Origin of the sequence: Loktanella sp. M215 (genome assembly GCF_021735925.1) — a bacterium.
Taxonomy (GTDB): domain Bacteria; phylum Pseudomonadota; class Alphaproteobacteria; order Rhodobacterales; family Rhodobacteraceae; genus Loktanella.
This window is the reverse complement of the sequence record NZ_WMEA01000010.1, coordinates 1-26,380: the sequence shown is the minus strand read 5'-3', so window position 1 is coordinate 26,380 and position 26,380 is coordinate 1. Positions and strand designations below refer to the sequence as shown.

30 protein-coding genes and 1 pseudogene are annotated in these 26,380 nt (G+C 57.7%); 12 read left to right on the top strand and 19 right to left on the bottom strand.

From position 1 onward, the window contains the following. Nucleotides 1-1,688: 1,688 nt before the first annotated feature. The 3 genes from GLR48_RS25470 to GLR48_RS25460 all read right to left on the bottom strand — a co-directional run bounded on the left by GLR48_RS25470 (nucleotide 1,689) and on the right by GLR48_RS25460 (nucleotide 3,961). Nucleotides 1,689-1,841: a hypothetical protein gene (locus GLR48_RS25470; protein ID WP_237067073.1), complete on the bottom strand. Its 153-nt coding sequence runs from the start codon at nucleotides 1,839-1,841 to the stop codon at nucleotides 1,689-1,691. Between the two features lie 129 nt (nucleotides 1,842-1,970). Continuing rightward, the gene (locus GLR48_RS25465; protein ID WP_237067071.1) at nucleotides 1,971-2,600 is read right to left on the bottom strand and encodes a hypothetical protein; all 630 of its coding nucleotides are present in this window, start codon (nucleotides 2,598-2,600) and stop codon (nucleotides 1,971-1,973) included. Between the two features lie 1,148 nt (nucleotides 2,601-3,748). Further along, nucleotides 3,749-3,961 (bottom strand): hypothetical protein, encoded by a 213-nt coding sequence (locus tag GLR48_RS25460; RefSeq protein ID WP_237067068.1) that lies wholly within the window; start codon nucleotides 3,959-3,961, stop codon nucleotides 3,749-3,751. On the opposite strand from GLR48_RS25460, the gene GLR48_RS26215 reads away from it, so the two are divergent. From GLR48_RS26215 to GLR48_RS25445, 4 genes are all read left to right on the top strand, one after another. Further along, nucleotides 3,872-4,132 (top strand): response regulator transcription factor, encoded by a 261-nt coding sequence (locus GLR48_RS26215; RefSeq protein WP_442915881.1) that lies wholly within the window; start codon nucleotides 3,872-3,874, stop codon nucleotides 4,130-4,132. The two genes, GLR48_RS25460 and GLR48_RS26215, sit on opposite strands and share 90 nt — an antisense overlap. 208 nt (nucleotides 4,133-4,340) lie before the next feature. After that, a complete protein-coding gene (locus GLR48_RS25455) occupies nucleotides 4,341-5,831 on the top strand; it encodes a helix-turn-helix domain-containing protein (RefSeq protein WP_237067066.1) in 1,491 nt (496 codons plus the stop codon). 550 nt (nucleotides 5,832-6,381) lie between these two features. Continuing rightward, nucleotides 6,382-6,720: a tyrosine-type recombinase/integrase gene (locus GLR48_RS25450; RefSeq protein ID WP_237067064.1), complete on the top strand. Its 339-nt coding sequence runs from the start codon at nucleotides 6,382-6,384 to the stop codon at nucleotides 6,718-6,720. Nucleotides 6,721-6,723: 3 nt separating this feature from the next. Next, a complete protein-coding gene (locus GLR48_RS25445) occupies nucleotides 6,724-6,978 on the top strand; it encodes a WGR domain-containing protein (RefSeq protein ID WP_237067041.1) in 255 nt (84 codons plus the stop codon). 165 nt (nucleotides 6,979-7,143) lie between these two features. On the opposite strand, the gene GLR48_RS25440 is transcribed toward GLR48_RS25445, so the two are convergent. From GLR48_RS25440 to GLR48_RS25420, 5 genes are all read right to left on the bottom strand, one after another. Continuing rightward, complete coding sequence (locus tag GLR48_RS25440) at nucleotides 7,144-7,383, bottom strand: hypothetical protein (protein WP_237067039.1); 240 nt, start codon at nucleotides 7,381-7,383, stop codon at nucleotides 7,144-7,146. Next, nucleotides 7,383-8,039, bottom strand: a complete 657-nt coding sequence (locus tag GLR48_RS25435) for a ParA family protein (protein WP_237067037.1) — start codon at nucleotides 8,037-8,039, stop codon at nucleotides 7,383-7,385. The genes GLR48_RS25440 and GLR48_RS25435 overlap by 1 nt, the downstream gene beginning before the upstream one ends. A gap of 110 nt (nucleotides 8,040-8,149) precedes the next feature. Then, nucleotides 8,150-9,223, bottom strand: coding sequence for a replication initiator protein A (locus tag GLR48_RS25430; protein WP_237067035.1), 1,074 nt, complete (start codon nucleotides 9,221-9,223; stop codon nucleotides 8,150-8,152). Between the two features lie 283 nt (nucleotides 9,224-9,506). Further along, nucleotides 9,507-10,103, bottom strand: coding sequence for a hypothetical protein (locus tag GLR48_RS25425; RefSeq protein ID WP_237067033.1), 597 nt, complete (start codon nucleotides 10,101-10,103; stop codon nucleotides 9,507-9,509). Next, the gene (locus GLR48_RS25420) at nucleotides 10,100-10,528 is read right to left on the bottom strand and encodes a hypothetical protein (protein ID WP_237067062.1); all 429 of its coding nucleotides are present in this window, start codon (nucleotides 10,526-10,528) and stop codon (nucleotides 10,100-10,102) included. Before GLR48_RS25420 ends, GLR48_RS25425 begins: the two co-directional genes overlap by 4 nt. A 671-nt stretch (nucleotides 10,529-11,199) precedes the next feature. Here GLR48_RS25420 and mobQ point away from each other — a divergent pair. Further along, nucleotides 11,200-12,501 (top strand): MobQ family relaxase, encoded by a 1,302-nt coding sequence (mobQ, locus tag GLR48_RS25415; protein ID WP_237067059.1) that lies wholly within the window; start codon nucleotides 11,200-11,202, stop codon nucleotides 12,499-12,501. Nucleotides 12,502-12,680: 179 nt separating this feature from the next. On the opposite strand, the gene GLR48_RS25410 is transcribed toward mobQ, so the two are convergent. The 6 genes from GLR48_RS25410 to GLR48_RS25390 form a co-directional block, all read right to left on the bottom strand. Then, a complete protein-coding gene (locus GLR48_RS25410) occupies nucleotides 12,681-13,244 on the bottom strand; it encodes an invasion associated locus B family protein (RefSeq protein ID WP_237067057.1) in 564 nt (187 codons plus the stop codon). After that, the gene (locus GLR48_RS25405) at nucleotides 13,231-14,223 is read right to left on the bottom strand and encodes a CsgG/HfaB family protein (RefSeq protein WP_237067055.1); all 993 of its coding nucleotides are present in this window, start codon (nucleotides 14,221-14,223) and stop codon (nucleotides 13,231-13,233) included. Before GLR48_RS25405 ends, GLR48_RS25410 begins: the two co-directional genes overlap by 14 nt. A 45-nt stretch (nucleotides 14,224-14,268) precedes the next feature. Next, a complete protein-coding gene (locus GLR48_RS26210) occupies nucleotides 14,269-14,586 on the bottom strand; it encodes a curli assembly protein CsgF (protein ID WP_442915880.1) in 318 nt (105 codons plus the stop codon). A 116-nt stretch (nucleotides 14,587-14,702) separates the two neighbouring features. Then, entirely contained in the window at nucleotides 14,703-15,239 is a 537-nt protein-coding gene (locus GLR48_RS25400) for a hypothetical protein (RefSeq protein ID WP_237067053.1), read from the bottom strand. A 27-nt stretch (nucleotides 15,240-15,266) separates the two neighbouring features. Further along, nucleotides 15,267-15,632, bottom strand: a complete 366-nt coding sequence (gene csgH, locus GLR48_RS25395; protein WP_237067051.1) for a curli-like amyloid fiber formation chaperone CsgH — start codon at nucleotides 15,630-15,632, stop codon at nucleotides 15,267-15,269. Between the two features lie 94 nt (nucleotides 15,633-15,726). Further along, on the bottom strand, nucleotides 15,727-16,638 hold the full coding sequence (locus tag GLR48_RS25390) for a hypothetical protein (RefSeq protein WP_237067049.1): 912 nt from the start codon (nucleotides 16,636-16,638) through the stop codon (nucleotides 15,727-15,729). 885 nt (nucleotides 16,639-17,523) lie between these two features. Between GLR48_RS25390 and GLR48_RS25385 the strand changes: the two genes are divergently transcribed. The 4 genes from GLR48_RS25385 (at nucleotide 17,524) to GLR48_RS25370 (ending at nucleotide 21,017) form a co-directional block, all read left to right on the top strand. Beyond that, on the top strand, nucleotides 17,524-18,171 hold the full coding sequence (locus GLR48_RS25385) for a response regulator transcription factor (protein ID WP_237067047.1): 648 nt from the start codon (nucleotides 17,524-17,526) through the stop codon (nucleotides 18,169-18,171). Nucleotides 18,172-18,388: 217 nt separating this feature from the next. Continuing rightward, a complete protein-coding gene (locus GLR48_RS25380) occupies nucleotides 18,389-19,870 on the top strand; it encodes a helix-turn-helix domain-containing protein (protein WP_237067045.1) in 1,482 nt (493 codons plus the stop codon). A 244-nt stretch (nucleotides 19,871-20,114) separates the two neighbouring features. Next, a complete protein-coding gene (locus tag GLR48_RS25375; RefSeq protein ID WP_237067043.1) occupies nucleotides 20,115-20,759 on the top strand; it encodes a tyrosine-type recombinase/integrase in 645 nt (214 codons plus the stop codon). A 3-nt stretch (nucleotides 20,760-20,762) separates the two neighbouring features. After that, entirely contained in the window at nucleotides 20,763-21,017 is a 255-nt protein-coding gene (locus tag GLR48_RS25370; protein WP_237067041.1) for a WGR domain-containing protein, read from the top strand. Nucleotides 21,018-21,182: 165 nt separating this feature from the next. Here GLR48_RS25370 and GLR48_RS25365 read toward each other — a convergent pair whose 3' ends face one another. The 5 genes from GLR48_RS25365 to GLR48_RS25345 form a co-directional block, all read right to left on the bottom strand. Further along, nucleotides 21,183-21,422, bottom strand: a complete 240-nt coding sequence (locus GLR48_RS25365; protein WP_237067039.1) for a hypothetical protein — start codon at nucleotides 21,420-21,422, stop codon at nucleotides 21,183-21,185. Beyond that, on the bottom strand, nucleotides 21,422-22,078 hold the full coding sequence (locus GLR48_RS25360) for a ParA family protein (protein WP_237067037.1): 657 nt from the start codon (nucleotides 22,076-22,078) through the stop codon (nucleotides 21,422-21,424). The genes GLR48_RS25365 and GLR48_RS25360 overlap by 1 nt, the downstream gene beginning before the upstream one ends. Before the next feature lie 110 nt (nucleotides 22,079-22,188). Beyond that, nucleotides 22,189-23,262 (bottom strand): replication initiator protein A, encoded by a 1,074-nt coding sequence (locus GLR48_RS25355; RefSeq protein WP_237067035.1) that lies wholly within the window; start codon nucleotides 23,260-23,262, stop codon nucleotides 22,189-22,191. Between the two features lie 283 nt (nucleotides 23,263-23,545). Then, nucleotides 23,546-24,142 carry a hypothetical protein gene (locus tag GLR48_RS25350; RefSeq protein WP_237067033.1) on the bottom strand — a complete coding sequence of 199 codons (597 nt, stop codon included), beginning with the start codon at nucleotides 24,140-24,142 and terminating at the stop codon, nucleotides 23,546-23,548. A gap of 142 nt (nucleotides 24,143-24,284) precedes the next feature. Further along, complete coding sequence (locus tag GLR48_RS25345) at nucleotides 24,285-24,566, bottom strand: mobilization protein (RefSeq protein ID WP_237067031.1); 282 nt, start codon at nucleotides 24,564-24,566, stop codon at nucleotides 24,285-24,287. 761 nt (nucleotides 24,567-25,327) lie between these two features. On the opposite strand from GLR48_RS25345, the pseudogene GLR48_RS25900 reads away from it, so the two are divergent. The 3 genes and pseudogenes from GLR48_RS25900 to GLR48_RS25335 all read left to right on the top strand — a co-directional run. Then, a pseudogene (locus GLR48_RS25900) lies at nucleotides 25,328-25,483 on the top strand (MobA/MobL family protein); the annotation flags it as partial. Further along, a complete protein-coding gene (locus GLR48_RS25340; RefSeq protein WP_336886678.1) occupies nucleotides 25,410-25,790 on the top strand; it encodes a MobA/MobL family protein in 381 nt (126 codons plus the stop codon). The pseudogene GLR48_RS25900 and the gene GLR48_RS25340, both read left to right, overlap by 74 nt. Then, entirely contained in the window at nucleotides 25,751-26,242 is a 492-nt protein-coding gene (locus tag GLR48_RS25335; RefSeq protein WP_237067075.1) for a MobA/MobL family protein, read from the top strand. Before GLR48_RS25340 ends, GLR48_RS25335 begins: the two co-directional genes overlap by 40 nt. Nucleotides 26,243-26,380 lie beyond the last annotated feature (138 nt).

Here is a 26,380-nt window from a genome sequence, read left to right as displayed (position 1 = left end):
GGGGTGGAAAAGCGGGGGGTCACGTTTTTGTCCAAACGTGTTCCAATCGACTGCAAGCCAAGTTCCGTGCACCCGCCAAGGGTAATTGTCATAGCGAGCCAAGGCCCAAACATCTTTAGTTTTGAACCAAGTATAGAGATATATTTCATTCCCGCTCCCCGTATCCGTGCCGTCGTTCTAACGATCTACGGTTACTTCAGTTCGACACTGCACCGCCTGCGGTGTTGGTGTTCTGTGCTGCCGTAGGAGGTGTCGCGGGGTGGTACCTACGCCTCCAAGGTCGATTACGATTGGTGGAAAGTTGATGTCAGGCGCGCCGCCTCCACCACCACTCTCGCTAGGTGGGAGATACTGATTTTGGATTTGCGCCGTACCAAGCGGGTAGCCAGCATTAGTCAAGCAAAATCCGCCGCCGAACGCGGGGATTATCGGTTTATACAGACAAGGTCTCCTGCAATAACAGTTTCTGCGCTTAGCCAACAGTAAAGCCGCCGCAAAGCTCTTAGTCCAAGTAGTATCCTCAAGCCGAAACCATAATTTTTCCCTTCTAGCAAGAGACAGCTGAAAGCTATAATCAGATTAGTAAATTTTGATATGAAACATTTAAAAGAGCACATCGCGATCTGCCAAAGCCATCTGAGTGCTGCAATCAGGATTAATTTAATCTTAAAACTGAGTGCCCGGAGGGAGCGTTTCGCACCACTATGCCACCACTGTAGCTTTGACCAGCTTGCCCGTAAACAACCTTGGTGCCAACAGAGTCCACAAGTGCGACGGAATTGCTTAGACTGTTGCCAATTTGCGCAGACGCAATTCCATTTGCCGATCCGCCGACAATTGCAGCTAGGGAATAATTGCTGCTGCCAAGCTGGGCCTGAGCGATGACACTGCCGGGGGAGTTCTGGATGACGGCTACGGCATCGTTGGCATTGCCCTGTTGCAGGACAAGCGTCCCTGCGTTCTGGCTGCCTGAGACGGAGCTGACTGCGCTATTGCCATTGCCGGCCTTGGGCGATAACCGCAGATGAACCCGCCCCGCCTGAACTTGAGGGGGCGCTTATCGTGCCATTTTGGGTTACGCTTACCTGTTCAAGGGGTAAGCCCATTGCTAACCTGAAATCCGAAATCCTGCGCATGTCCGGGGGCGTGCCACCAAGCGTCCAGCGCAATCGCGGCAAGAAAGATTGTGGGGTGCATATCGTAATCCTCAGGACTAAGTCACTGCTAGTTATAGTCGAGAGAGCAGGACACGTTGCGGTCTCCGTCTTCGACACGAAGCGTGACGGCAAGACTGCCACCGTTTGAAACATACACCTTCGTGGTTGATAAAACAAATAAGCCATCTGCGGTCTGCGCGCTCTCGTTGTCGAACTTGCCGGCCTGTTGCGACTGAGGGGGCGGTTGCCCCCTGTCGTGCCTCGATGGTCATTTCATAGCTGCCCCCGGGGCCAGTCCTGCGGGTCGACGGCGCCCTGCACAGTGACCATGCTTCCGATCTCTGACATGCGAAGGGCGCAGCCTTTCCGCCAACGGTGTCGCGACAGCGTGTGTCGCGATCAGTGCGAATGGAAGTAGGGTTGGGAACATCTTCATGACGTGCTCCTCGTCATCTATTGGTACGGGGGGCGCCACAACGGCGCCCCCGGTTGTCTTGAGGCTTCCCTGCCAAGGCAGAGGAAAGTATTCTATCAGGGATTAGACTGATAGTTGACGGCCTCGTTGCCATTGCCCTGCTGGATGATTGCGCTCTTGTTCGCATTGCCCAGCTGGATACTCGCCGCCGAGTTGAGCGACGCTGCACCCACAACTGCGCCAGTGACCGTCAGACCGGCCGGGATCATAACGGAAGCCGGCGTGCCGTCGATCGCGTTCAGTCCAGCGCTCGTGCCGCCACCCCTGCGAGATGAGCGACATGTTGTCGTCACCAACCTGCACCTGAGCCGCGGTGTTGTCACCGTTGTTCTGGAACGTCATAGCCGTGTTACGTAGGCCAAACTGCGCGTGCGCCGCGATGTTATCGTTGCCGCTCTGAAGGATGGTCGATACGTTGAATTCGCCAGACTGAGCGGACGCGGCACCGTGATCAAACCATTTTGGATGATCGCGTTCTGATTGTTGTTGCCTATCTGTCCAATCGCGGCCTCGTTGCCAGCTCGCGTCTGGCTGATGATCGCATCGTTGTCGTTACCGTCTTGAACTGTCGCCGATTCCTGACGTACGCCCGACTGCAGGTTGACCGCTTGGTTGTTGTTGCCGACCTGGAACTGGAGGTTCGCGTTGGCTGCCTGTTGGCTCACGACAGCCGAGACGCCCCCCGTGGTCACAGCACCTGCGGTAATAGCTGCGCTGAGATTGACCGCAGCACGCGCACCAGCAGCGCCATTGCCAGCGACTGCATCGGCTTCCTCGTCGTTCCCGGCGGGACTATCGAGTGCCTGAGCGCTGTTGAAGTTGCCGACGCCGTTCTGGCTTGATGTCGCTGCAGCATTACTTTCCGCACTTGCGTTCGCAGGTGCCACGCCTGAACCCGTTGATGTTTGGCCAAATGCCATGCCTGCTGTCATCAGCAGGGCTGTTGATGTCATGAGAAGCTTTTTCATTTCAATTATCCTTTTGATCCTACCCACCCCGAGGGCGTTCCCCGAGACAAGTTCAAAGGTACGAATAACTACGGACTCCTGATATTCCGGAGATCAGCCCAGGTCTTTAGTGCGGTTTTCGGTGATTCAAGCGAGAAAGTTTAATGGAATACCCCAAGGACAACCGTTTGGATCACCGTTTTCGGTGATGCTGCTGTAAATATTTGGATTAATCTCTGATTTTGTAGTGGTTTTCCGCTACACGCACGTCTGAAATCTACAAATATATTGACTTTTCGTTAACTTTCGTTAATATTTTTATTCGTGCTGATTTAGGAGAGTAAGCTTTATAAAGCAGCGTCTTACGTATTTTTCTGTAGGGGGACTGGTCTATTTATTTTGGGATTTTTTTTTGGGGAGGAGGGAGTGACTGTTCTATTTAGAAGAGCAATAGTTATAATTATGTTTGGCTTGGCTGTTCTTGGTACCAAGGCATATGCAAGAGATCGCGTGTATGTCGATCAAGCAACATCCAAAAATAAATTGGTATATGTCCGGCAGGCAATGGAATTGACGGATCAAAGAGCGGTCCGCGCAGCGGCTGCCCGGTCGCAACGTGCCGAGCGTACGCAGCCTATCCGAGCTGCTGCACAGACATTACAGGCTTCGGATGCATCCATGCTCGAACTAAGTCCTGTGGATATACCTTCACTACCCGCTGCGCATATCGCTGTGGAATAAGCCATTGTCAGGCGCGGCGGTCTACGGGCCGCAAGAGAAGTTCTGACAAACGTATTTTTTAAAGAGCTATTTTTGTATTCTTAGAAATGCGCTGGGAAAAATAATGGATATTTGTGAACACAAGAGAATTGGAATTCTAGGGGGTGTTATCTAGTGAGGTCCGCGTTGGAACTTATCCTCGCAGATCTAGAACTTCCCTACGTTTCTGCTGATGATCCTTCGGACATACCGCCTGATGTGAGCGTTGTTCTCCTATCGTTTACGACGGTCGATGCTCTCTCAGATAACATTACGTCCTGCATGAGCGACCGCGAATCGGCGCGCATCATTTTGTTTCCCCGGGTGAAGTGCTGCTTGAAAGTGTCGAGGACGTGCCATTCGATGTCGCCGCGGTGGTGTCGCCCACCTTGGCGGCCGCCGAGATTAGGTCAATAATAGCGCTGGTGGTGGAGGGGCATCGTATAGTGCCTTTCGCGTTGCCTGGTGGCGGGCGCGCGTCCGGGGCCGAACGACCCGACCGCCTTCAGCCCGGTCTGCTTACGGACCGACAGATTGAAATCCTTGGTGAGGTTGCTAAGGGACACTCCAACAAGGGCATCGCCCGCACCCTTTCGATTTCGATTAATACGGTCGAAACGCATGTTTCTAGGATCATTCGCAAGCTTCAGGTGGATAACCGGACGCAGGCCGCGATCGTCCTGCGGGAGGGGATGCCGTTGCCGGAGCCTTCGGGTAGAAGACGTGATGGCGGTGGCGCGGCCTTCGGGAGTGGCGGCGTTAGGCGGCCCCGTTCACCATTAGATGGTTTTTAGGTGGCGTCTTGATTTTTTTTCACGCCCATATTGCGACCGCAAGGTGGATCACACCCGTCAAGCTTTTGTAACTTAAGGGTGAGCGGCGTCGGCGGTCACTGGGCGGTGCCGATCTTTCTTTGGCGAAAAGCTTGGGGTCGGTTATGCAGCGAAGGTACAGGATCGGGACCTAAGGCGCTAACATTAGCGCGATTTAAGCCTTATCCCGGTGTCGAACGTTGACGAAGCGAGCCCCCTCGACGTTAACGCCTTCGGCGCTCGGTTTGGACGGCTCGTCCGTTCCTACCGCGATGATCTAGGCCTGTCGGTGCGGGATCTTGCTATAAACGTTTGGAACGACGAGGGACGTAAGGCCAGCATCTCGCGACTTGAGAACGGTCATGTGGCCAACCCGGCGGCGCGTACGGTGCAAAGGCTGGCCCACGCGCTCGACATCCCTCAGCATCAGATAGACGATCTGCGTGCGCCCACGCCAAGCCTTCCCTCACAGCTCGAGGGCCTGTCGAACGCGCGCCGCGATCAGCTTGAGGCCTTGGCGAGCCGTTTCGAGATTGACAATGTATTTGATCGATCCGACGCGGAATTGCGTGGGCTGCTTGACGACAAGGCATCTGAATACCGTAGCTATAAGCGTCGACTGCACGAATTAGACGGTCGCTTGGGCGAGTTCGACGAGATCAAGGCCGCCGCCCGCGAGGCAGCTGCACAGCTTGATTTCAACGGATACGATGCCCTTCTACGGCAGGTAGACGAAAGCTATAGCGAGATGGTCGTGTTCGCCAAAGAGGCCCGGGCGCGCAACGCGCTGCTTCGTGGGCGGGCTAATGAAGCCTATGAAGCGTTCGTAAGTGCCGCTGAGACATGGCGCAATCTTGATTCTGCGCGATCCGTGGAAGGCCGACTTGAGTATCACCGGGCGTTGTTCGAGCATGGCCTGCGCTTCGATGGGGACGGTCTTGAACGTTCAGCCGACATCCTGCGTCCGGCTCTTGAAATAGATGACTGTGCAGCGCCGCGCCGTGCCCGCGTCCTTCAGAACCTTGCCAATGCTCTAGCGAACATAAGTGTCCGATCCGAAGGTGCTGCCAGCGCGGGGCTGATGGACGAGGCAACTGAAAAATACGAAAATGCGCTTTTTTTAGTCTCGGCCGACAGCGATGGCGACGTCTGGGCGATGGTACAGCAAAATTTCGGGGCGGCCTTGTCGCTGCGTGCCAAACGATGCGACGACGCCAGCGAGCGGCGTGCCTACTTGGGCCGCGCGATCGAGGCCTTCCGCGCGGCGCTTCGCCTGCGTCCGAGGGATAGCAAGCCATCTGAGTGGGCGATGACAACCCAAAACGTGGCCGTCACTTTGATTGAGATGGCAAATGCGATGCCCGGGAAAGACGGGCTGGTGCCACTTGAGCGAGCGGATCAGTTGTTGCACGATACACTCGGCGTTCGCAGTCGCGACACTGCGCCGTTTGACTGGGCGCTAACGCAAGAAAACTTAGCCATTGTTGCTAAGGCAATGGCTGAGCGCTGCGCCACCTCCGAATGCACGCATTACTTGGCATTGGCCGCGCGCCATGTCGCCGCCGCGCTTGAAGTCTTTAAGGGCGAGGGCGACACGTTCTATCAGGCAAAGGCGGCCACCCTAGCCTCCGAAATCAAACAAAGCGCATTGCGGTCGGGACCGGCCGGGACCGCGACATGAGCGCGTTCACGCGGCGTATCCTGCTACCGCGTGAATTCGAGCGTTAAGTAAACGCTCCGGGGGTCTACTGTAGCGGATGCTCTGTTTACCATTTTTCATGCAAGCTTTCTGCTATTAGCTCGCATGGCGTCCGGTGGGGTGGCGCTATATAAAACACGGGTTTGAGACGTTTCGGGCAAGTCTCCCCTTCCCTGATGCACGCTTTTCCGCCATAGTTGGTGTAGAGCATGCAAGGATCAGGCCTATGACAGACCCACAAAAAGTGGCTCGGAACCGCGGCAAGGTGGTGGGTAAGAAGCCCCCCGCTCACCCCCCGACGAGGTCAGCCTGATCCGGCTGTTGCTGCGCCAGGACAGCCGGACGCAGCCGGCGGCGGTGCGGACCCGGCGCTGTTCAACGTTGCCCTCGATACCTGCTTCCGGGGATCCGACCTCGGTGCGGCTGCGGGTTGCCGATGTGGCGACGCCGATCGGGGTGCGCGAGATCGTCGAGATCCGGCAGAAGAAGACCGCGGCCCGCAACGCACGCCCGGTCGGGCGGGCTGTCGGCCGTGACACGCGACAGCTTGCGCGTCTACCTAGCGGTGGAAGAGCGGCCGCTGCACGGCTGGCTGTTCACTGGACAGGGCGTGCGGTGGTCGCATTCACACCTGAGCGAAAGCCAGCTCTGGCGGTTGTTCAAAGGCTGGCTGGTGCGGGCCCGGCTCGATCCGGCGCTCTACGGGCTGCACTCGCTGCGCCGCACCTTCCCGACCTACATCCACCAGCAGACCGGCAACCTGCGGGCCGCCCAGCTGTTGCTCGGGCACGTCAGCATCGAGAGCACCAAGGAGTACATCGGCACCGAACAGGCCGAGGCGCTCGATATCGCCCGCAAGTACCATCTCTAAGCCATGCAGACCTACCTCGAGAAGCGTGACGCGGCGACGAACCAAGCCCGGTACTATCGCATGCTGGTGCTGCCGAACCTGTTTGGAGCCTGGACGCTATACCGGGAGTGGGGCCGGATCGGTCAAGGCGGACAGGTCTGCATGGAGTGGTTTGAGAGTGAGGACCTTGCCGTGAGCGCGCTGATCCTGCTGGAAGCCGCCAAGCGCCGGCGCGGGTACTGGGTTGAGCCGCAGCAGCCGGGCATGTTTGAAGAGTGAGCCCCAATCTCACATCCTTACGGCGTGACTAGGTTCAGAAACACAATCCGAAGAGTCCCCCGCTATCTGTTGCGTCGGTCAGCTTGGTATCCAGAATATATGCCTTTACGTCGAAATCAGACCTGTAGCCATCTTCCGACAAAACAATTCCATGAAATCATGATATCATCGTTTCATGGAATTGTAGGATTCCCACATCGCCATGAAGAGCTGTGACTTCGAGCCCTTCGAAAACCCGAACGTCTCCCCTGCCCTCGCGCTGAAAGCATCGAAGACTTCTGGCGGGATCATTACTTGGAGTGGCTTGTTCTTGGCCTCAGATTTACGAGGATCGGCCTCGATGATGTTTGTGGCTTTCTCACGTGGCGGCGGCGCGCCCTTTTTCAAAAATGAGGTGTTCGCCATTATGCCACCTCTTTTGATGCTGTGATTGTTGCAAGACGATTGATGATCGACTGCGCCAGACGTTCGGCCTTTTCGTTCAGGCTGCGGTGTGGCGTCTCCGTGATGACCTTTCCAGCGTCGTGCGCGATGCCGTAGGCAGTTGAGACCGGCACATACCCATCAAGCGTGATGTAGTCAGTTTGCTCCAAGTAAGCCCTCGCCGCGTTGAGCTCCGCTTCGCTGTTCGTCGTTTTCACCAGCGCAAACGCAATCTTACTTGTGCTGATGCCCGTATCGGCCAAACTATGCGCCAACTTTACGGCTGGCCGCAGATCGTCCTTGGTCTGGCCCGTTGGGATGACCGTCAGATCAGCCGCTTGGGCAATCTCCAGCGTTTGTTGGGAGGAGTGCGGACGGCCATCGAGAATATAAGCGTCGAACCGTCCTGCCTCGGCTAATGCCGTTTTGAGGTTACCAAAGGGCTGGACCTGGATTTCAGGTTCGATCTGAGCCTCAGCGCGATCTGCCGCCCATTCGGTGCACGTGGTTTGCTGCGTGTCGAGGTCGGCGATCTTGACGGAAAAACCGTCCTTCGCCAGCTCCCGCGCAAACAGCCTTGCCAGAGTCGATTTCCCTGCCCCGCCCTTTTGCGAGACCATTCCTATTATGTAGCCCATGATACTCCTGCTCGATTTTTTTACATGATACCATGGAATCATGTTTCCTCAATACCCTGTTATCATGAGACCATGACGGCCAGGTTCCATGATTAAATGGAGTCATGGTATCATGGATATCCACGTTTCTCATGCCAGCTCTTGCAAAACTTGATGAAGTGGCGGGTAGGATACTTGGGCTCGATTTCATTGTCGCCAAGCCATGAGCGCCATTCACGCTCCAGCAGATACACATCCCAGCCTGGCGCAGCCGATCTTGCATCGTGATACGCTTCTGGATCAAGGCGGGCTTCCCAGACGGTGACGGAGGGCGTGATGAGCATCGTCCCGCGATTGCGAAACGTGACCATATCCGCCTCAGTATCAAACGTAACGCTATAGTCAGGCAGGTGGTCATAGTCAGCTAGGTCGCGGAGCATCTGTCGAAACCGCTTGAGGGGACTTTGAGAACCGGTCTTCTTGAGAAGGTTGGCGAGCCCAATCTTCCACTCGTCCTGCTGGCCACAATGCTTCCGTGCAATCTCGTACACACGCCGTTCAATTGGTTTGCGCAGCCGGAAGTAGTCACGGTGCAGCGTCAAAACCTCTTGGGAGCGAATCGCGTTGAACACCCAATCCGAGAGCTTCACCTCGCACCAGAGCAGCCGTCCGTCGAGGCCGTGCTTGCGGCGAATTGAAGAAGCGTCGATCAGGCCAAAACTGTCCGATTGTTCCTCATCGCCGGAGCGAATGTTCGTCCGTATCCGCGTGCCTTCTAGGCGATCAAGCGCTTCAACTAGCGCCATGTAATCCCGTCCGCTCGTGCCACGGTTGGTGAAAATCAGTAGGTCACGCGAGTTAATGCGAACGCGGGGCGATACAGGCTCGTTCTTTTTAAGCTTCGCCATGATCTGCGAGATGCAGTAAATTAAAATGTCCTTGTCATAAATCGTCGCCAAACCTTTGACGCTTGGAGTGATTTCAATCCAGCTGCCCTTGTGTTCATAGCGCCGAATGGCGGTCTCAGGCTTCTTCGACAGCGAATAGAAGGGATGCTCCATGTGGGTCATCACGTCCTTCAGCACAGCGTCGGCCACATCGCAGATGAACAAATCGTGCTGCGGATGCCTGTCTGGCATCAAGGGCAAGGAAGGCTTCTCCTCGCGGGCGGAGAAAAGGTCAAGATTCGTGGTATTAGGTTCCATACATCATATTCGTGGTATTAGGTACCTTGTGTCAAGTTTCGTGGTATCAGTTACCAAAGTTCGTGGTATTAGGTACCAAAGTTCGTGGTATCAGTTACCGAACGCTCTGATTAGCTTCTATATTTCATAGGCTTAAAGACGTTTATCAATGGCTTAACACTATATTTAACACATATATAACACCCAGCTTGAACGAGCGTGGCGGGGATAAGCCCGTTTTACACCTCAAAGCGGCCTGTCAGCACAAACGCACCGAAGATGCTGGGAATTCAGAATGCACCCTTCACTCCCTGACGATTACGCAAAACGTCGTTGCTCTATCGGGATCAATGTTGGGCCTGAACTCTGCCCCGATGATCTTACATGGCCATTTCCAATGCTGTGGCAGGGCGGGGATGAGGACGCTGCCGAGGAGCAGGGCTGCAATGAGACCTGCGCCAAAGACGAGGGGCAGCCCTATAGCGGCACGCCGCTTGATGACGGCCTCTCGGGCTGTGTAGTCCCTCACAGCCACCCTGAGAGCCTCCAGGGCGTCGTGTGAGGGCGCTGCACCCTGCTTGGCCCCTGTGGCTGCCCCGCGCTCTGCTGTGGCGCTCAGGTTGTCTGTGGCGCGCTGTGTGCTTGTCTCAATCTGCTCAGGGATCTTCTTGAAGCGATGATTAGTATGTTCAAACCATTTAGCGAGTAGCTCGAAGTTATAATTGAGCTGTTCGATCAGCTGGTCCGTCACCCCGGTGCGGCTATCCAGTTCGTCGAGGATCTCAATGAAGGCCGCGGCGCTGTCGCCACCGTTGGTCGTGATTTCCTTGTGGAAGATATCCCGCAGGCTGGGCAAGGTCTCTGGTGTCTGATCCGGCTCTGCATCGGTGCTATCGCTCATGACGGTTTCTCCATCCAGACGCTTTGCGCGGTATTCAGATCGCCGGCCGTTGCGGGGTCCGATGTTCGCGACGGATCGTCAGCATGCGCCCCATCGGCATCGCCCCTGCGGAAGCCAGCACTGTCCGCGCCTCCGCCGCCGTTCAGGACATCGTCGATGTCTCTGTCTGCTTCCGGGGCGGGGGGAGACCATCCATCGAAGGCCTTGCGGTCCTGGGCACGAGCGAGCCCCTCGATCAGCGACTTCAGTAACCTAGTCACATCGGGATCACGGCTAGCTTGTTCGATGAGTGCACCGCCCAGAATAATCTTACGCCTGGCATCGATCTTGCGGTCCTGCGTCGCCTTCCGGGCGCGGGCGGATTGAAGTCTTGCCTTGGCCTGTTCGTACTGGCGTTCGAGCTTTTCCAGAGCGGGGGCGGCCATGACGGGGTTCCTTTTGAGAGGGTGGTGTACTACGTTGATGGAGGCCTACCATGAAAGCTGAAAAGATTGAATGGCGCACTTATGCAAACTTGTCCGTCACTGCGTTTCCTTTCAAGTTTGCGTGCGGTCTCACCGGGGCAGAGCCCCCGCCGACAGCGTCCCCGTCCAATGAAGCTTCGCACATTGGAAAGAGAGGCGCTATCCGCCCTCTCAAACTCCCCAAAACCAATCTGCGCGATTGGATGGCGTGCCGGGCTGGCGCGCCGCCAGTGCGACCGTGGTACCTTGTCGGTGCCGGGTCTGCTGGCAGCTTTGTCAGCCCGGAGGCGTCGGAACAGCGGGCCATATGGTCCGGTTCCTCGCAGCGTTTGCCACGCTGCGCTCGTCCGGCAAACGGCCCCGTCGGTCCCTCACCCTGACCGTCCTGGTGGGGCCGGTCAGGGTGAGGGATGCGGCGGGGCAGGCAGTGGCTTGCCGTCCGGGTGGACGCCTGCGCTGCTGCTGCCGTCTGTCGCCCGGCCCGCGCCGCTTTGCGGGGCGCGGGCCGGGCGACAGACCGGGCCGCGCACCCCGCGTCCCCGTCGCTGGCGCCGGGGTTTGCGCTGCGTGCTGGCGGTCGGCAGCGGACCGGTGTTCGCCGCCTGTGCCAGTCTTCTGGAGGGGTAGGGCGCATGGCGAGCTACCACCTGAGCGTCAAGACCGTGAAGCGCAGCGTCGGGCGCACGGCGACAGCGGCAGCGGCCTACCGCGCCGGCGAATGCCTGTCCTGTGAGCGGGAGGGCCGGGTGCATGACTATACCCGCAAGCAGGGTATCGAGGATGCCTTCATCCTCGTGCCCACCGGTGCCCCCGAATGGGCGTCGGACCGCGCCGGTCTGTGGAACGCGGCCGAAGCGCGCGAGACCCGCAAGAATTCCGTCACTGCCCGCGAGTGGGAGCTGGCCTTGCCGTCAGATATCTCGGTGGAGGGCCGGGCCGCCCTGGCGCGAGACTTTGCCCAGGCGCTGGTCGACCGCTACGGTATCGCCGCGGATGTTGCCCTGCATGCCCCACACCGCGAGGGCGATCAGCGAAACCATCACGCTCATATTCTGACTACCACCCGTGTGCTGTCAGCCGACGGTCTGACCGACAAGACCCGCATCCTCGACGCCGCGAAGACCGGCGGGGCTGAGATCGAGGACATGCGCGGCCTCTGGGCGCAGATGCAGAATCATGCCCTAGAACGCGCTGGTCTCGAAGCGCGGGTCGATCACCGCTCGCTGGAAGATCAGCGCGCGGCGGCGCTGGAGCGCGGGGAGGAGCTGGTCGCCATGACGCTGGACCGCGATCCTGAGATCAAGCTGGGACCGGCGGCCAATGCCATGGAGCGCAAGGCACGGCGCATGGCTGAGCACAATGGCACGGACTACACGCCCGTCACCCAGCGCGGGGCGCAGGTGCACGGCGTCCGCCAGCAGCGCAGCCTCATGGCTGATTTGCTGGAGCGGATGGTTCAGGCCCGCAACATCTACATGGCAGCGCGTGAGGCCGACGCCAGCCGGTTGTCTGCGGCGACCGAGGCGGCGCGCGCGTTGTTTTCCGGGGCAGGGGCCAAGGACTTCGCCGCCAGCTTTAGCCGGGCGTACCAAGGGAAGGAGGCCGAGCGGCAGCGGGTCTTGGCCGCTGAGCAGGCCCAGGCGCGTGAGGTGGAGCGGTTGGCGGCGCTGGAGGCCGAGCGGGCGCAGTTCATCGAGCAGATCGCCCGCGCCTGGCAGGACAGCCGTGAGCTTGACGACGGGGACCTCAGTGAGGAGCGGCAGCGGGCGCTGATCTCAGAGGTCGATGCCGCCGCCGATCGCTTTGGCTGTGAGTTCGCGGACATCGCAGGTCCGGCCAATGCCCGCGCTAACGAGATCAAGGACGAAAGGGTGCAGGCGCTAGAACTTGAGCGCGAGTTGAGCCGCGGAATCGATGATGGGTATGGGCTGTGAAGCGGGTGTGGAGTGAATTGTGGACCAAGTTTAGCTGTCTTAGAGCGTCACATCCTTATGCCACTTCGTAACGCTTATTTCCAAGCGCTGAAAAGAACGCACCACTAAGCCATTGGACCAAACATCTAGGCAGGAACCGTCGATACATAGCAAATTCTAGGCTGGCCTGACCTCGCGAATTATCCGCCGTCGTCCGCTGTCACGGCTGGCATTGCATTTTTTGGTATGATCCGATCCAACGCTTCGGCCAAACCCGTTAGCGACAGCGGTATCGCGATCTCGCCCCCATTGGGCTGGACCACCGTGAACTTTGCGCTCTTTCCTCGCACGAGGGCTGCAATCAGAGCGTCGGGCAAAGCTGCCTCGACTAGGCATCCGCTCGACACACACCGCGACCAAGTGAAGTTGGCTGCGACCTTACCATCAATGCTCAGCAATGGCGGCTCGGTAAGATCGCTGCCTAGCGGTAAGGAAATCTGCGCGAGAAGCGCGTCCTTGGGCAGGGACCATGCTAACGCGACAACCATCGCGGCAGTGTTAGGGTCTTGCGTCAGAACTCTTTGATAAACTTGGCATTTGCCCTCGGTGGATTCAGTATTCGCCATACATTCCACGGCCCAGTCCCCCACCGTGGTGCGATTGGCCTTGTCAAAGATTGTCCTCTCTTGTGCAGACAGCGAAGATGCTCCCAGCGTGGCAAGGACCAGCCCAAAGACAGCCGCGCATCGGTCAGTATACAACATCGGTTAAGACCCGTTTCGGCGTCGCAACAGAGTCGGCATCGGGCGTATTTGCGGCTCGGGTGACCTGCGGCTGTCGGGCGTTCGTCGGCGCGCTGAACGATGCCAGCCGCGTCTTCTGGCGCGCGATCAGTTGCCGCTGCACCGCGGGGTCTTGGAACTGCCAGATATTATCCTCCGCGCCTTCCAAGATTAGGTCATAGACTGCCAGTTCGACGGCTTGCCGCACCGCGATACCCGTCGGTTCGTTGACCGAGTAGCCTGCGTCAAGTTCCAGCAAACGATCCACCGCGACGTATCTGAAGATCGAAAGCTGATCGGCAAACGAATAAATGGTTTTCTCCGTCTGGACCGAGGTCAGAACGTCGCCAGTTTGAACACTGATCGCGCGCAGTACTACCGAGATCCGATCCTGACGATATTCTAAGTTGTTGCCAATTCCTAGAAGCCGCGCCCCAATTCCGCCAGTCACAACATTAGTATCGTAATCGATCACGCCACCTGAGATAATGATCCCTGCAAAGCGTAGCGGCTCAAGCGCTGAACGTTGCAAACCGCGATAGTTTTGATTGGTCTGATCAATAAGTTGGCGCTCAGTCAAAAGATCCTGAATATTTGCGCGCTCAATGACGTTGAACCACTGGCCGTCGCCGACTTCTGTCAGCACATCAATCAGTACGTCCGACATCCCTTGTGACACCGCGCGGGAAAACCGAGTGAAATTGTCTGATTCCTCGTTTTGCCCGGTTTTGTCTTCGTATTTATAAATCGCAACATCGATTTTTTTTTGCGCCGGGGGCAACTGCCTAAGCGCTAGACCGGTACTGGTCGACGGGGTGGAAAGCGGGGGGGTCACGTTTTTGTCCAAACGTGTTCCAATCGACTGCAAGCCAAGTTCCGTGCACCCGCCAAGGGTAATTGTCATAGCGAGCCAAGGCCCAAACATCTTTAGTTTTGAACCAAGTATAGAGATATATTTCATTCCGCCCCCGTATCCGTGCCGTCGTTCTAACGATCTACGGTTACTTCAATTTGACACTGCACCGCCTGCGGTGTTGGTGTTCTGTGCTGCCGTAGGAGGTGTCGCGGGTGTACCTACGCCTCCAAGGTCGATTACGATTGGTGGAAAGTTGATGTCAGGCGCGCCGCCTCCACCACCACTCTCGCTAGGTGGGAGATACTGATTTTGGATTTGCGCCGTACCAAGCAGGTAGCCATAATTGTCGGCAAATCCGCCGAACGCGGGGATTATCGGTTTATAGACAAGGTCTCCTGCAATAACAGTTTCTGCGCTAGCCAACAGTGCCGCCGCGCCTAGTCCAAGTAGTATCCTCGCCGAAACCATAATTTTTTCCCTTCTAGCAGACAGCTGAAAGCTATAATCAGATTAGTAAATTTTGATATGAAACATTTAAGAGCACATCGCGATCTGCCAAAGCCATCTGAGTGCTGCAATCAGGATTAATTTAATCTTAAAACAGTGCCCGGAGGAGCGTTTCGCACCACTATGCCACCACTGTAGCTTTGACCAGCTTGCCCGTAAACAACCTTGGTGCCAACAGAGTCCACAAGTGCGACGGAATTGCTTAGACTGTTGCCAATTTGCGCAGACGCAATTCCATTTGCCGATCCGCCGACAATTGCAGCTAGGGAATAATTGCTGCTGCCAAGCTGGGCCTGAGCGATGACACTGCCGGGGGAGTTCTGGATGACGGCTACGGCATCGTTGGCATTGCCCTGTTGCAGGACAAGCGTCCCTGCGTTCTGGCTGCCTGAGACGGAGCTGACTGCGCTATTGCCATTGCCGGCCTGGGCGATAACCGCAGATGAACCCGCCCCGCCTGAACTTGAGGGGGCGCTTATCGTGCCATTTTGGGTTACGCTTACCTGTTCAAGGGTAAGCCCATTGCTAACCTGAAATCCGAAATCCTGCGCATGTCCGGGGGGCGTGCCACCAAGCGTCAGCGCAATCGCGGCAAGAAAGATTGTGGGGTGCATATCGTAATCCTCAGGACTAAGTCACTGCTAGTTATAGTCGAGAGAGCAGGACACGTTGCGGTCTCCGTCTTCGACACGAAGCGTGACGGCAAGACTGCCACCGTTTGAAACATACACCTTCGTGGTTGATAAAACAAATAAGCCATCTGCGGTCTGCGCGCTCTCGTTGTCGAACTTGCCGGCCTGTTGCGACAGGGAGCGGTTGCCCCCCTGTCGTGCCTCGATGGTCATTTCATAGCTGCCCCGGGGCCAGTCCTGCGGGTCGACGGCGCCCTGCACAGTGACCATGCTTCCGATCTCTGACATGCGAAGGGCGCAGCCTTCCGCCAACGGTGTCGCGACAGCGTGTGTCGCGATCAGTGCGAATGGAAGTAGGGTTGGGAACATCTTCATGACGTGCTCCTCGTCATCTATTGGTACGGGGGCGCCACAACGGCGCCCCCGGTTGTCTTGAGGCTTCCCTGCCAAGGCAGAGGAAAGTATTCTATCAGGGATTAGACTGATAGTTGACGGCCTCGTTGCCATTGCCCTGCTGGATGATTGCGCTCTTGTTCGCATTGCCCAGCTGGATACTCGCCGCCGAGTTGAGCGACGCTGCACCCACAACTGCGCCAGTGACCGTCAGACCGGCCGGGATCATAACGGAAGCCGGCGTGCCGTCGATCGCGTTCAGTCCAGCGCTCGTGCCGCCACCCTGCGAGATGAGCGACATGTTGTCGTCACCAACCTGCACCTGAGCCGCGGTGTTGTCACCGTTGTTCTGGAACGTCATAGCCGTGTTACGTAGGCCAAACTGCGCGTGCGCCGCGATGTTATCGTTGCCGCTCTGAAGGATGGTCGATACGTTGAATTCGCCAGACTGAGCGGACGCGGCACCGTTATCCAAACCATTTTGGATGATCGCGTTCTGATTGTTGTTGCCTATCTGTCCAATCGCGGCCTCGTTGCCAGCTCGCGTCTGGCTGATGATCGCATCGTTGTCGTTACCGTCTTGAACTGTCGCCGATTCCTGACGTACGCCCGACTGCAGGTTGACCGCTTGGTTGTTGTTGCCGACCTGGAACTGGAGGTTCGCGTTGGCTGCCTGTTGGCTCACGACAGCCGAGACGCCCCCCGTGGTCACAGCACCTGCGGTAATAGCTGCGCTGAGATTGACCGCAGCACGCGCACCAGCAGCGCCATTGCCAGCGACTGCATCGGCTTCCTCGTCGTTCCCGGCGGGACTATCGAGTGCCTGAGCGCTGTTGAAGTTGCCGACGCCGTTCTGGCTTGATGTCGCTGCAGCATTACTTTCCGCACTTGCGTTCGCAGGTGCCACGCCTGAACCCGTTGATGTTTGGCCAAATGCCATGCCTGCTGTCATCAGCAGGGCTGTTGATGTCATGAGAAGCTTTTTCATTTCAATTATCCTTTTGATCCTACCCACCCCGAGGGCGTTCCCCGAGACAAGTTCAAAGGTACGAATAACTACGGACTCCTGATATTCCGGAGATCAGCCCAGGTCTTTAGTGCGGTTTTCGGTGATTCAAGCGAGAAAGTTTAATGGAATACCCCAAGGACAACCGTTTGGATCACCGTTTTCGGTGATGCTGCTGTAAATATTTGGATTAATCTCTGATTTTGTAGTGGTTTTCCGCTACACGCACGTCTGAAATCTACAAATATATTGACTTTTCGTTAACTTTCGTTAATATTTTTATTCGTGCTGATTTAGGAGAGTAAGCTTTATAAAGCAGCGTCTTACGTATTTTTCTGTAGGGGGACTGGTCTATTTATTTTGGGATTTTTTTTGGGGAGGAGGGAGTGACTGTTCTATTTAGAAGAGCAATAGTTATAATTATGTTTGGCTTGGCTGTTCTTGGTACCAAGGCATATGCAAGAGATCGCGTGTATGTCGATCAAGCAACATCCAAAAATAAATTGGTATATGTCCGGCAGGCAATGGAATTGACGGATCAAAGAGCGGTCCGCGCAGCGGCTGCCCGGTCGCAACGTGCCGAGCGTACGCAGCCTATCCGAGCTGCTGCACAGACATTACAGGCTTCGGATGCATCCATGCTCGAACTAAGTCCTGTGGATATACCTTCACTACCCGCTGCGCATATCGCTGTGGAATAAGCCATTGTCAGGCGCGGCGGTCTACGGGCCGCAAGAGAAGTTCTGACAAACGTATTTTTTAAAGAGCTATTTTTGTATTCTTAGAAATGCGCTGGGAAAAATAATGGATATTTGTGAACACAAGAGAATTGGAATTCTAGGGGGGTGTTATCTAGTGAGGTCCGCGTTGGAACTTATCCTCGCAGATCTAGAACTTCCCTACGTTTCTGCTGATGATCCTTCGGACATACCGCCTGATGTGAGCGTTGTTCTCCTATCGTTTACGACGGTCGATGCTCTCTCAGATAACATTACGTCCTGCATGAGCGACCGCGAATCGGCGCGCATCATTTTGTTTCCCCGGAGTGAAGTGCTGCTTGAAAGTGTCCAGGACGTGCCATTCGATGTCGCCGCGGTGGTGTCGCCCACCTTGGCGGCCGCCGAGATTAGGTCAATAATAGCGCTGGTGGTGGAGGGGCATCGTATAGTGCCTTTCGCGTTGCCTGGTGGCGAGCGCGCGTCCGGGGCCGAACGACCCGACCGCCTTCAGCCCGGTCTGCTTACGGACCGACAGATTGAAATCCTTGGTGAGGTTGCTAAGGGACACTCCAACAAGGGCATCGCCCGCACCCTTTCGATTTCGATTAATACGGTCGAAACGCATGTTTCTAGGATCATTCGCAAGCTTCAGGTGGATAACCGGACGCAGGCCGCGATCGTCCTGCGGGAGGGGATGCCGTTGCCGGAGCCTTCGGGTAGAAGACGTGATGGCGGTGGCGCGGCCTTCGGGAGTGGCGGCGTTAGGCGGCCCCGTTCACCATTAGATGGTTTTTAGGTGGCGTCTTGATTTTTTTTCACGCCCATATTGCGACCGCAAGGTGGATCACACCCGTCAAGCTTTGTAACTTAAGGGTGAGCGGCGTCGGCGGTCACTGGGCGGTGCCGATCTTTCTTTGGCGAAAAGCTTGGGGTCGGTTATGCAGCGAAGGTACAGGATCGGGACCTAAGGCGCTAACATTAGCGCGATTTAAGCCTTATCCCGGTGTCGAACGTTGACGAAGCGAGCCCCCCTCGACGTTAACGCCTTCGGCGCTCGGTTTGGACGGCTCGTCCGTTCCTACCGCGATGATCTAGGCCTGTCGGTGCGGGATCTTGCTATAAACGTTTGGAACGACGAGGGACGTAAGGCCAGCATCTCGCGACTTGAGAACGGTCATGTGGCCAACCCGGCGGCGCGTACGGTGCAAAGGCTGGCCCACGCGCTCGACATCCCTCAGCATCAGATAGACGATCTGCGTGCGCCCACGCCAAGCCTTCCCTCACAGCTCGAGGGCCTGTCGAACGCGCGCCGCGATCAGCTTGAGGCCTTGGCGAGCCGTTTCGAGATTGACAATGTATTTGATCGATCCGACGCGGAATTGCGTGGGCTGCTTGACGACAAGGCATCTGAATACCGTAGCTATAAGCGTCGACTGCACGAATTAGACGGTCGCTTGGGCGAGTTCGACGAGATCAAGGCCGCCGCCCGCGAGGCAGCTGCACAGCTTGATTTCAACGGATACGATGCCCTTCTACGGCAGGTAGACGAAAGCTATAGCGAGATGGTCGTGTTCGCCAAAGAGGCCCGGGCGCGCAACGCGCTGCTTCGTGGGCGGGCTAATGAAGCCTATGAAGCGTTCGTAAGTGCCGCTGAGACATGGCGCAATCTTGATTCTGCGCGATCCGTGGAAGGCCGACTTGAGTATCACCGGGCGTTGTTCGAGCATGGCCTGCGCTTCGATGGGGACGGTCTTGAACGTTCAGCCGACATCCTGCGTCCGGCTCTTGAAATAGATGACTGTGCAGCGCCGCGCCGTGCCCGCGTCCTTCAGAACCTTGCCAATGCTCTAGCGAACATAAGTGTCCGATCCGAAGGTGCTGCCAGCGCGGGGCTGATGGACGAGGCAACTGAAAAATACGAAAATGCGCTTTTTTTAGTCTCGGCCGACAGCGATGGCGACGTCTGGGCGATGGTACAGCAAAATTTCGGGGCGGCCTTGTCGCTGCGTGCCAAACGATGCGACGACGCCAGCGAGCGGCGTGCCTACTTGGGCCGCGCGATCGAGGCCTTCCGCGCGGCGCTTCGCCTGCGTCCGAGGGATAGCAAGCCATCTGAGTGGGCGATGACAACCCAAAACGTGGCCGTCACTTTGATTGAGATGGCAAATGCGATGCCCGGGAAAGACGGGCTGGTGCCACTTGAGCGAGCGGATCAGTTGTTGCACGATACACTCGGCGTTCGCAGTCGCGACACTGCGCCGTTTGACTGGGCGCTAACGCAAGAAAACTTAGCCATTGTTGCTAAGGCAATGGCTGAGCGCTGCGCCACCTCCGAATGCACGCATTACTTGGCATTGGCCGCGCGCCATGTCGCCGCCGCGCTTGAAGTCTTTAAGGGCGAGGGCGACACGTTCTATCAGGCAAAGGCGGCCACCCTAGCCTCCGAAATCAAACAAAGCGCATTGCGGTCGGGACCGGCCGGGACCGCGACATGAGCGCGTTCACGCGGCGTATCCTGCTACCGCGTGAATTCGAGCGTTAAGTAAACGCTCCGGGGGTCTACTGTAGCGGATGCTCTGTTTACCATTTTTCATGCAAGCTTTCTGCTATTAGCTCGCATGGCGTCCGGTGGGGTGGCGCTATATAAAACACGGGTTTGAGACGTTTCGGGCAAGTCTCCCCTTCCCTGATGCACGCTTTTCCGCCATAGTTGGTGTAGAGCATGCAAGGATCAGGCCTATGACAGACCCACAAAAAGTGGCCTGGAACCGCGGCAAGGTGGTGGGTAAGAAGCCCCCGCTCACCCCCGACGAGGTCAGCCTGATCCGGCTGTTGCTGCGCCAGGACAGCCGGACGCAGCCGGCGGCGGTGCGGGACCTGGCGCTGTTCAACGTTGCCCTCGATACCTGCTTCCGGGGATCCGACCTGGTGCGGCTGCGGGTTGCCGATGTGGCGACGCCGATCGGGGTGCGCGAGATCGTCGAGATCCGGCAGAAGAAGACCGCGGCCCGCAACGCACGCCCGGTCCAGGCCAGGCTGTCGGCCGTGACACGCGACAGCTTGCGCGTCTACCTAGCGGTGGAAGAGCGGCCGCTGCACGGCTGGCTGTTCACTGGACAGGGCGTGCGGTGGTCGCATTCACACCTGAGCGAAAGCCAGCTCTGGCGGTTGTTCAAAGGCTGGCTGGTGCGGGCCCGGCTCGATCCGGCGCTCTACGGGCTGCACTCGCTGCGCCGCACCTTCCCGACCTACATCCACCAGCAGACCGGCAACCTGCGGGCCGCCCAGCTGTTGCTCGGGCACGTCAGCATCGAGAGCACCAAGGAGTACATCGGCACCGAACAGGCCGAGGCGCTCGATATCGCCCGCAAGTACCATCTCTAAGCCATGCAGACCTACCTCGAGAAGCGTGACGCGGCGACGAACCAAGCCCGGTACTATCGCATGCTGGTGCTGCCGAACCTGTTTGGAGCCTGGACGCTATACCGGGAGTGGGGCCGGATCGGTCAAGGCGGACAGGTCTGCATGGAGTGGTTTGAGAGTGAGGACCTTGCCGTGAGCGCGCTGATCCTGCTGGAAGCCGCCAAGCGCCGGCGCGGGTACTGGGTTGAGCCGCAGCAGCCGGGCATGTTTGAAGAGTGAGCCCCAATCTCACATCCTTACGGCGTGACTAGGTTCAGAAACACAATCCGAAGAGTCCCCCGCTATCTGTTGCGTCGGTCAGCTTGGTATCCAGAATATATGCCTTTACGTCGAAATCAGACCTGTAGCCATCTTCCGACAAAACAATTCCATGAAATCATGATATCATCGTTTCATGGAATTGTAGGATTCCCACATCGCCATGAAGAGCTGTGACTTCGAGCCCTTCGAAAACCCGAACGTCTCCCCTGCCCTCGCGCTGAAAGCATCGAAGACTTCTGGCGGGATCATTACTTGGAGTGGCTTGTTCTTGGCCTCAGATTTACGAGGATCGGCCTCGATGATGTTTGTGGCTTTCTCACGTGGCGGCGGCGCGCCCTTTTTCAAAAATGAGGTGTTCGCCATTATGCCACCTCTTTTGATGCTGTGATTGTTGCAAGACGATTGATGATCGACTGCGCCAGACGTTCGGCCTTTTCGTTCAGGCTGCGGTGTGGCGTCTCCGTGATGACCTTTCCAGCGTCGTGCGCGATGCCGTAGGCAGTTGAGACCGGCACATACCCATCAAGCGTGATGTAGTCAGTTTGCTCCAAGTAAGCCCTCGCCGCGTTGAGCTCCGCTTCGCTGTTCGTCGTTTTCACCAGCGCAAACGCAATCTTACTTGTGCTGATGCCCGTATCGGCCAAACTATGCGCCAACTTTACGGCTGGCCGCAGATCGTCCTTGGTCTGGCCCGTTGGGATGACCGTCAGATCAGCCGCTTGGGCAATCTCCAGCGTTTGTTGGGAGGAGTGCGGACGGCCATCGAGAATATAAGCGTCGAACCGTCCTGCCTCGGCTAATGCCGTTTTGAGGTTACCAAAGGGCTGGACCTGGATTTCAGGTTCGATCTGAGCCTCAGCGCGATCTGCCGCCCATTCGGTGCACGTGGTTTGCTGCGTGTCGAGGTCGGCGATCTTGACGGAAAAACCGTCCTTCGCCAGCTCCCGCGCAAACAGCCTTGCCAGAGTCGATTTCCCTGCCCCGCCCTTTTGCGAGACCATTCCTATTATGTAGCCCATGATACTCCTGCTCGATTTTTTTACATGATACCATGGAATCATGTTTCCTCAATACCCTGTTATCATGAGACCATGACGGCCAGGTTCCATGATTAAATGGAGTCATGGTATCATGGATATCCACGTTTCTCATGCCAGCTCTTGCAAAACTTGATGAAGTGGCGGGTAGGATACTTGGGCTCGATTTCATTGTCGCCAAGCCATGAGCGCCATTCACGCTCCAGCAGATACACATCCCAGCCTGGCGCAGCCGATCTTGCATCGTGATACGCTTCTGGATCAAGGCGGGCTTCCCAGACGGTGACGGAGGGCGTGATGAGCATCGTCCCGCGATTGCGAAACGTGACCATATCCGCCTCAGTATCAAACGTAACGCTATAGTCAGGCAGGTGGTCATAGTCAGCTAGGTCGCGGAGCATCTGTCGAAACCGCTTGAGGGGACTTTGAGAACCGGTCTTCTTGAGAAGGTTGGCGAGCCCAATCTTCCACTCGTCCTGCTGGCCACAATGCTTCCGTGCAATCTCGTACACACGCCGTTCAATTGGTTTGCGCAGCCGGAAGTAGTCACGGTGCAGCGTCAAAACCTCTTGGGAGCGAATCGCGTTGAACACCCAATCCGAGAGCTTCACCTCGCACCAGAGCAGCCGTCCGTCGAGGCCGTGCTTGCGGCGAATTGAAGAAGCGTCGATCAGGCCAAAACTGTCCGATTGTTCCTCATCGCCGGAGCGAATGTTCGTCCGTATCCGCGTGCCTTCTAGGCGATCAAGCGCTTCAACTAGCGCCATGTAATCCCGTCCGCTCGTGCCACGGTTGGTGAAAATCAGTAGGTCACGCGAGTTAATGCGAACGCGGGGCGATACAGGCTCGTTCTTTTTAAGCTTCGCCATGATCTGCGAGATGCAGTAAATTAAAATGTCCTTGTCATAAATCGTCGCCAAACCTTTGACGCTTGGAGTGATTTCAATCCAGCTGCCCTTGTGTTCATAGCGCCGAATGGCGGTCTCAGGCTTCTTCGACAGCGAATAGAAGGGATGCTCCATGTGGGTCATCACGTCCTTCAGCACAGCGTCGGCCACATCGCAGATGAACAAATCGTGCTGCGGATGCCTGTCTGGCATCAAGGGCAAGGAAGGCTTCTCCTCGCGGGCGGAGAAAAGGTCAAGATTCGTGGTATTAGGTTCCATACATCATATTCGTGGTATTAGGTACCTTGTGTCAAGTTTCGTGGTATCAGTTACCAAAGTTCGTGGTATTAGGTACCAAAGTTCGTGGTATCAGTTACCGAACGCTCTGATTAGCTTCTATATTTCATAGGCTTAAAGACGTTTATCAATGGCTTAACACTATATTTAACACATATATAACACCCAGCTTGAACGAGCGTGGCGGGGATAAGCCCGTTTTACACCTCAAAGCGGCCTGTCAGCACAAACGCACCGAAGATGCTGGGAATTCAGAATGCACCCTTCACTCCCTGACGATTACGCAAAACGTCGTTGCTCTATCGGGATCAATGTTGGGCCTGAACTCTGCCCCGATGATCTTACATGGCCATTTCCAATGCTGTGGCAGGGCGGGGATGAGGACGCTGCCGAGGAGCAGGGCTGCAATGAGACCTGCGCCAAAGACGAGGGGCAGCCCTATAGCGGCACGCCGCTTGATGACGGCCTCTCGGGCTGTGTAGTCCCTCACAGCCACCCTGAGAGCCTCCAGGGCGTCGTGTGAGGGCGCTGCACCCTGCTTGGCCCCTGTGGCTGCCCCGCGCTCTGCTGTGGCGCTCAGGTTGTCTGTGGCGCGCTGTGTGCTTGTCTCAATCTGCTCAGGGATCTTCTTGAAGCGATGATTAGTATGTTCAAACCATTTAGCGAGTAGCTCGAAGTTATAATTGAGCTGTTCGATCAGCTGGTCCGTCACCCCGGTGCGGCTATCCAGTTCGTCGAGGATCTCAATGAAGGCCGCGGCGCTGTCGCCACCGTTGGTCGTGATTTCCTTGTGGAAGATATCCCGCAGGCTGGGCAAGGTCTCTGGTGTCTGATCCGGCTCTGCATCGGTGCTATCGCTCATGACGGTTTCTCCATCCAGACGCTTTGCGCGGTATTCAGATCGCCGGCCGTTGCGGGGTCCGATGTTCGCGACGGATCGTCAGCATGCGCCCCATCGGCATCGCCCCTGCGGAAGCCAGCACTGTCCGCGCCTCCGCCGCCGTTCAGGACATCGTCGATGTCTCTGTCTGCTTCCGGGGCGGGGGAGACCATCCATCGAAGGCCTTGCGGTCCTGGGCACGAGCGAGCCCCTCGATCAGCGACTTCAGTAACCTAGTCACATCGGGATCACGGCTAGCTTGTTCGATGAGTGCACCGCCCAGAATAATCTTACGCCTGGCATCGATCTTGCGGTCCTGCGTCGCCTTCCGGGCGCGGGCGGATTGAAGTCTTGCCTTGGCCTGTTCGTACTGGCGTTCGAGCTTTTCCAGAGCGGGGGCGGCCATGACGGGGTTCCTTTTGAGAGGGTGGTGTACTACGTTGATGGAGGCCTACCATGAAAGCTGAAAAGATTGAATGGCGCACTTATGCAAACTTGTCCCGTCACTGCGTTTCCTTTCAAGTTTGCGTGGGGTCTCACCGGGGCAGAGCCCCCGCCGACAGCGTCCCCGTCCAATGAAGCTTCGCACATTGGCAAGAGAGGCGCTATCCGCCCCTCCAAACTCCCCAAAACCAATCTGCGCGATTGGATGGCGTGCCGGGCTGGCGCGCCGCCAGTGCGACCGTGGTACCTTGTCGGTGCCGGGTCTGCTGGCAGCTTTGTCAGCCCGGAGGCGTCGGAACAGCGGGCCATATGGTCCGGTTCCTCGCAGCGTTTGCCACGCTGCGCTCGTCCGGCAAACGGCCCCGTCGGTCCCTCACCCTGACCGTCCCGGTGGGGCCGGTCAGGTGTGAGGGATGCGGCGGGGCAGGCAGTGGCTTGCCGTCCGGGTGGACGCCTGCGCTGCTGCTGCGTCATCGCCCGGCCCGCGCCGCTTTGCGGGGCGCGGGCCGGGCGACTGACCGGGCCGCGCACCCGCGTCCCCGTCGCTGGCGCCGGGGTTTGCGCTGCGTGCTGGCGGTCGGCAGCGGACCGGTGTTCGCCGCCTGTGCCAGTCTTCTGGAGGGGTAGGGCGCATGGCGAGCTACCACCTGAGCGTCAAGACCGTGAAAGCGCAGCGTCGGGCGCACGGCGACAGCGGCAGCGGCCTACCGCGCCGGCGAATGCCTGTCCTGTGAGCGGGAGGGCCGGGTGCATGACTATACCCGCAAGCAGGGTATCGAGGATGCCTTCATCCTCGTGCCCACCGGTGCCCCCGAATGGGCGTCGGACCGCGCCGGTCTGTGGAACGCGGCCGAAGCGCGCGAGACCCGCAAGAATTCCGTCACTGCCCGCGAGTGGGAGCTGGCCTTGCCGTCAGATATCTCGGTGGAGGGCCGGGCCGCCCCGTGCGCGAGACTTTGCCCGTGCGCTGGTCGACCGCTACGGTATCGCCCGCGATGTTGCCCTGCATGCCCCACACCGCGAGGGCGATCAGCGAAACCATCACGCTCATATTCTGACTACCACCCGTGTGCTGTCAGCCGACGGTCTGACCGACAAGACCCGCATCCTCGACGCCGCGAAGACCGGCGGGGCTGAGATCGAGGAATGCGCGGCCTCTGGGCGCAGATGGGAATCATGCCCCTAGAACGCGCTGGTCTCGAAGCGCGGGTCGATCACCGCTCGCTGGAAGATCAGCGCGCGGCGGCGCTGGAGCGCGGGGAGGAGCTGGTCGCCATGACGCTGGACCGCGATCCTGAGATCGGAAAGCTGGGACCGGCGGCCAATGCCATGGAGCGCAAGGCACGGCGCATGGCTGAGCACAATGGCACGGACTACACGCCCGTCACCCAGCGCGGGGCGCAGGTGCACGGCGTCCGCCAGCAGCGCAGCCTCATGGCTGATTTGTTGAGCGGGATGGTTCAGGCCCGCAACATCTACATGGCAGCGCGTGAGGCCGACGCCAGCCGGTTGTCTGCGGCGACCGAGGCGGCGCGCGCGTTGTTTTCCTTCCGGGGCAGGGGCCATGACTTCGCCGCCAGCTTTAGCCGGGCGTACCAAGGGGAAGGAGGCCGAGCGGCAGCGGGTCTTGGCCGCTGAGCAGGCCCAGCAGCGCGAGGTGGGAGCGGTTGGCGGCGCTGGAGGCCGAGCGGGCGCAGTTCATCGAGCAGATCGCCCGCGCCCGCAGGACAGCCGTGAGCTTGACGACGGGGACCTCAGTGATGAGCTGGGCAGCGG

Bases quoted from the DNA above. Each gene is read 5' to 3' on its own strand.
- GLR48_RS25470 (WP_237067073.1), bottom strand. From the start codon at position 1,841: ATGATCCCGGCCGGTCTGACGGTCACTGGCGCAGTTGTGGGTGCAGCG.
- GLR48_RS25465 (WP_237067071.1), bottom strand. From the start codon at position 2,600: ATGAAAAAGCTTCTCATGACATCAACAGCCCTGCTGATGACAGCAGGC.
- GLR48_RS25460 (WP_237067068.1), bottom strand. From the start codon at position 3,961: ATGCGTTTCGACCGTATTAATCGAAATCGAAAGGGTGCGGGCGATGCC.
- GLR48_RS25445 (WP_237067041.1), top strand. From the start codon at position 6,724: ATGCAGACCTACCTCGAGAAGCGTGACGCGGCGACGAACCAAGCCCGG.
- GLR48_RS25440 (WP_237067039.1), bottom strand. From the start codon at position 7,383: ATGGCGAACACCTCATTTTTGAAAAAGGGCGCGCCGCCGCCACGTGAG.
- GLR48_RS25435 (WP_237067037.1), bottom strand. From the start codon at position 8,039: ATGGGCTACATAATAGGAATGGTCTCGCAAAAGGGCGGGGCAGGGAAA.
- GLR48_RS25430 (WP_237067035.1), bottom strand. From the start codon at position 9,223: ATGGAACCTAATACCACGAATCTTGACCTTTTCTCCGCCCGCGAGGAG.
- GLR48_RS25425 (WP_237067033.1), bottom strand. From the start codon at position 10,103: ATGAGCGATAGCACCGATGCAGAGCCGGATCAGACACCAGAGACCTTG.
- GLR48_RS25420 (WP_237067062.1), bottom strand. From the start codon at position 10,528: ATGGCCGCCCCCGCTCTGGAAAAGCTCGAACGCCAGTACGAACAGGCC.
- mobQ (WP_237067059.1), top strand. From the start codon at position 11,200: ATGGCGAGCTACCACCTGAGCGTCAAGACCGTGAAGCGCAGCGTCGGG.
- GLR48_RS25410 (WP_237067057.1), bottom strand. From the start codon at position 13,244: ATGTTGTATACTGACCGATGCGCGGCTGTCTTTGGGCTGGTCCTTGCC.
- GLR48_RS25405 (WP_237067055.1), bottom strand. From the start codon at position 14,223: ATGAAATATATCTCTATACTTGGTTCAAAACTAAAGATGTTTGGGCCT.
- GLR48_RS26210 (WP_442915880.1), bottom strand. From the start codon at position 14,586: ATGGTTTCGGCGAGGATACTACTTGGACTAGGCGCGGCGGCACTGTTG.
- GLR48_RS25400 (WP_237067053.1), bottom strand. From the start codon at position 15,239: ATGCACCCCACAATCTTTCTTGCCGCGATTGCGCTGACGCTTGGTGGC.
- csgH (WP_237067051.1), bottom strand. From the start codon at position 15,632: ATGAAGATGTTCCCAACCCTACTTCCATTCGCACTGATCGCGACACAC.
- GLR48_RS25390 (WP_237067049.1), bottom strand. From the start codon at position 16,638: ATGAAAAAGCTTCTCATGACATCAACAGCCCTGCTGATGACAGCAGGC.
- GLR48_RS25375 (WP_237067043.1), top strand. From the start codon at position 20,115: ATGACAGACCCACAAAAAGTGGCCTGGAACCGCGGCAAGGTGGTGGGT.
- GLR48_RS25370 (WP_237067041.1), top strand. From the start codon at position 20,763: ATGCAGACCTACCTCGAGAAGCGTGACGCGGCGACGAACCAAGCCCGG.
- GLR48_RS25365 (WP_237067039.1), bottom strand. From the start codon at position 21,422: ATGGCGAACACCTCATTTTTGAAAAAGGGCGCGCCGCCGCCACGTGAG.
- GLR48_RS25360 (WP_237067037.1), bottom strand. From the start codon at position 22,078: ATGGGCTACATAATAGGAATGGTCTCGCAAAAGGGCGGGGCAGGGAAA.
- GLR48_RS25355 (WP_237067035.1), bottom strand. From the start codon at position 23,262: ATGGAACCTAATACCACGAATCTTGACCTTTTCTCCGCCCGCGAGGAG.
- GLR48_RS25350 (WP_237067033.1), bottom strand. From the start codon at position 24,142: ATGAGCGATAGCACCGATGCAGAGCCGGATCAGACACCAGAGACCTTG.
- GLR48_RS25345 (WP_237067031.1), bottom strand. From the start codon at position 24,566: ATGGCCGCCCCCGCTCTGGAAAAGCTCGAACGCCAGTACGAACAGGCC.
- GLR48_RS25335 (WP_237067075.1), top strand. From the start codon at position 25,751: ATGCGCGGCCTCTGGGCGCAGATGGGAATCATGCCCCTAGAACGCGCT.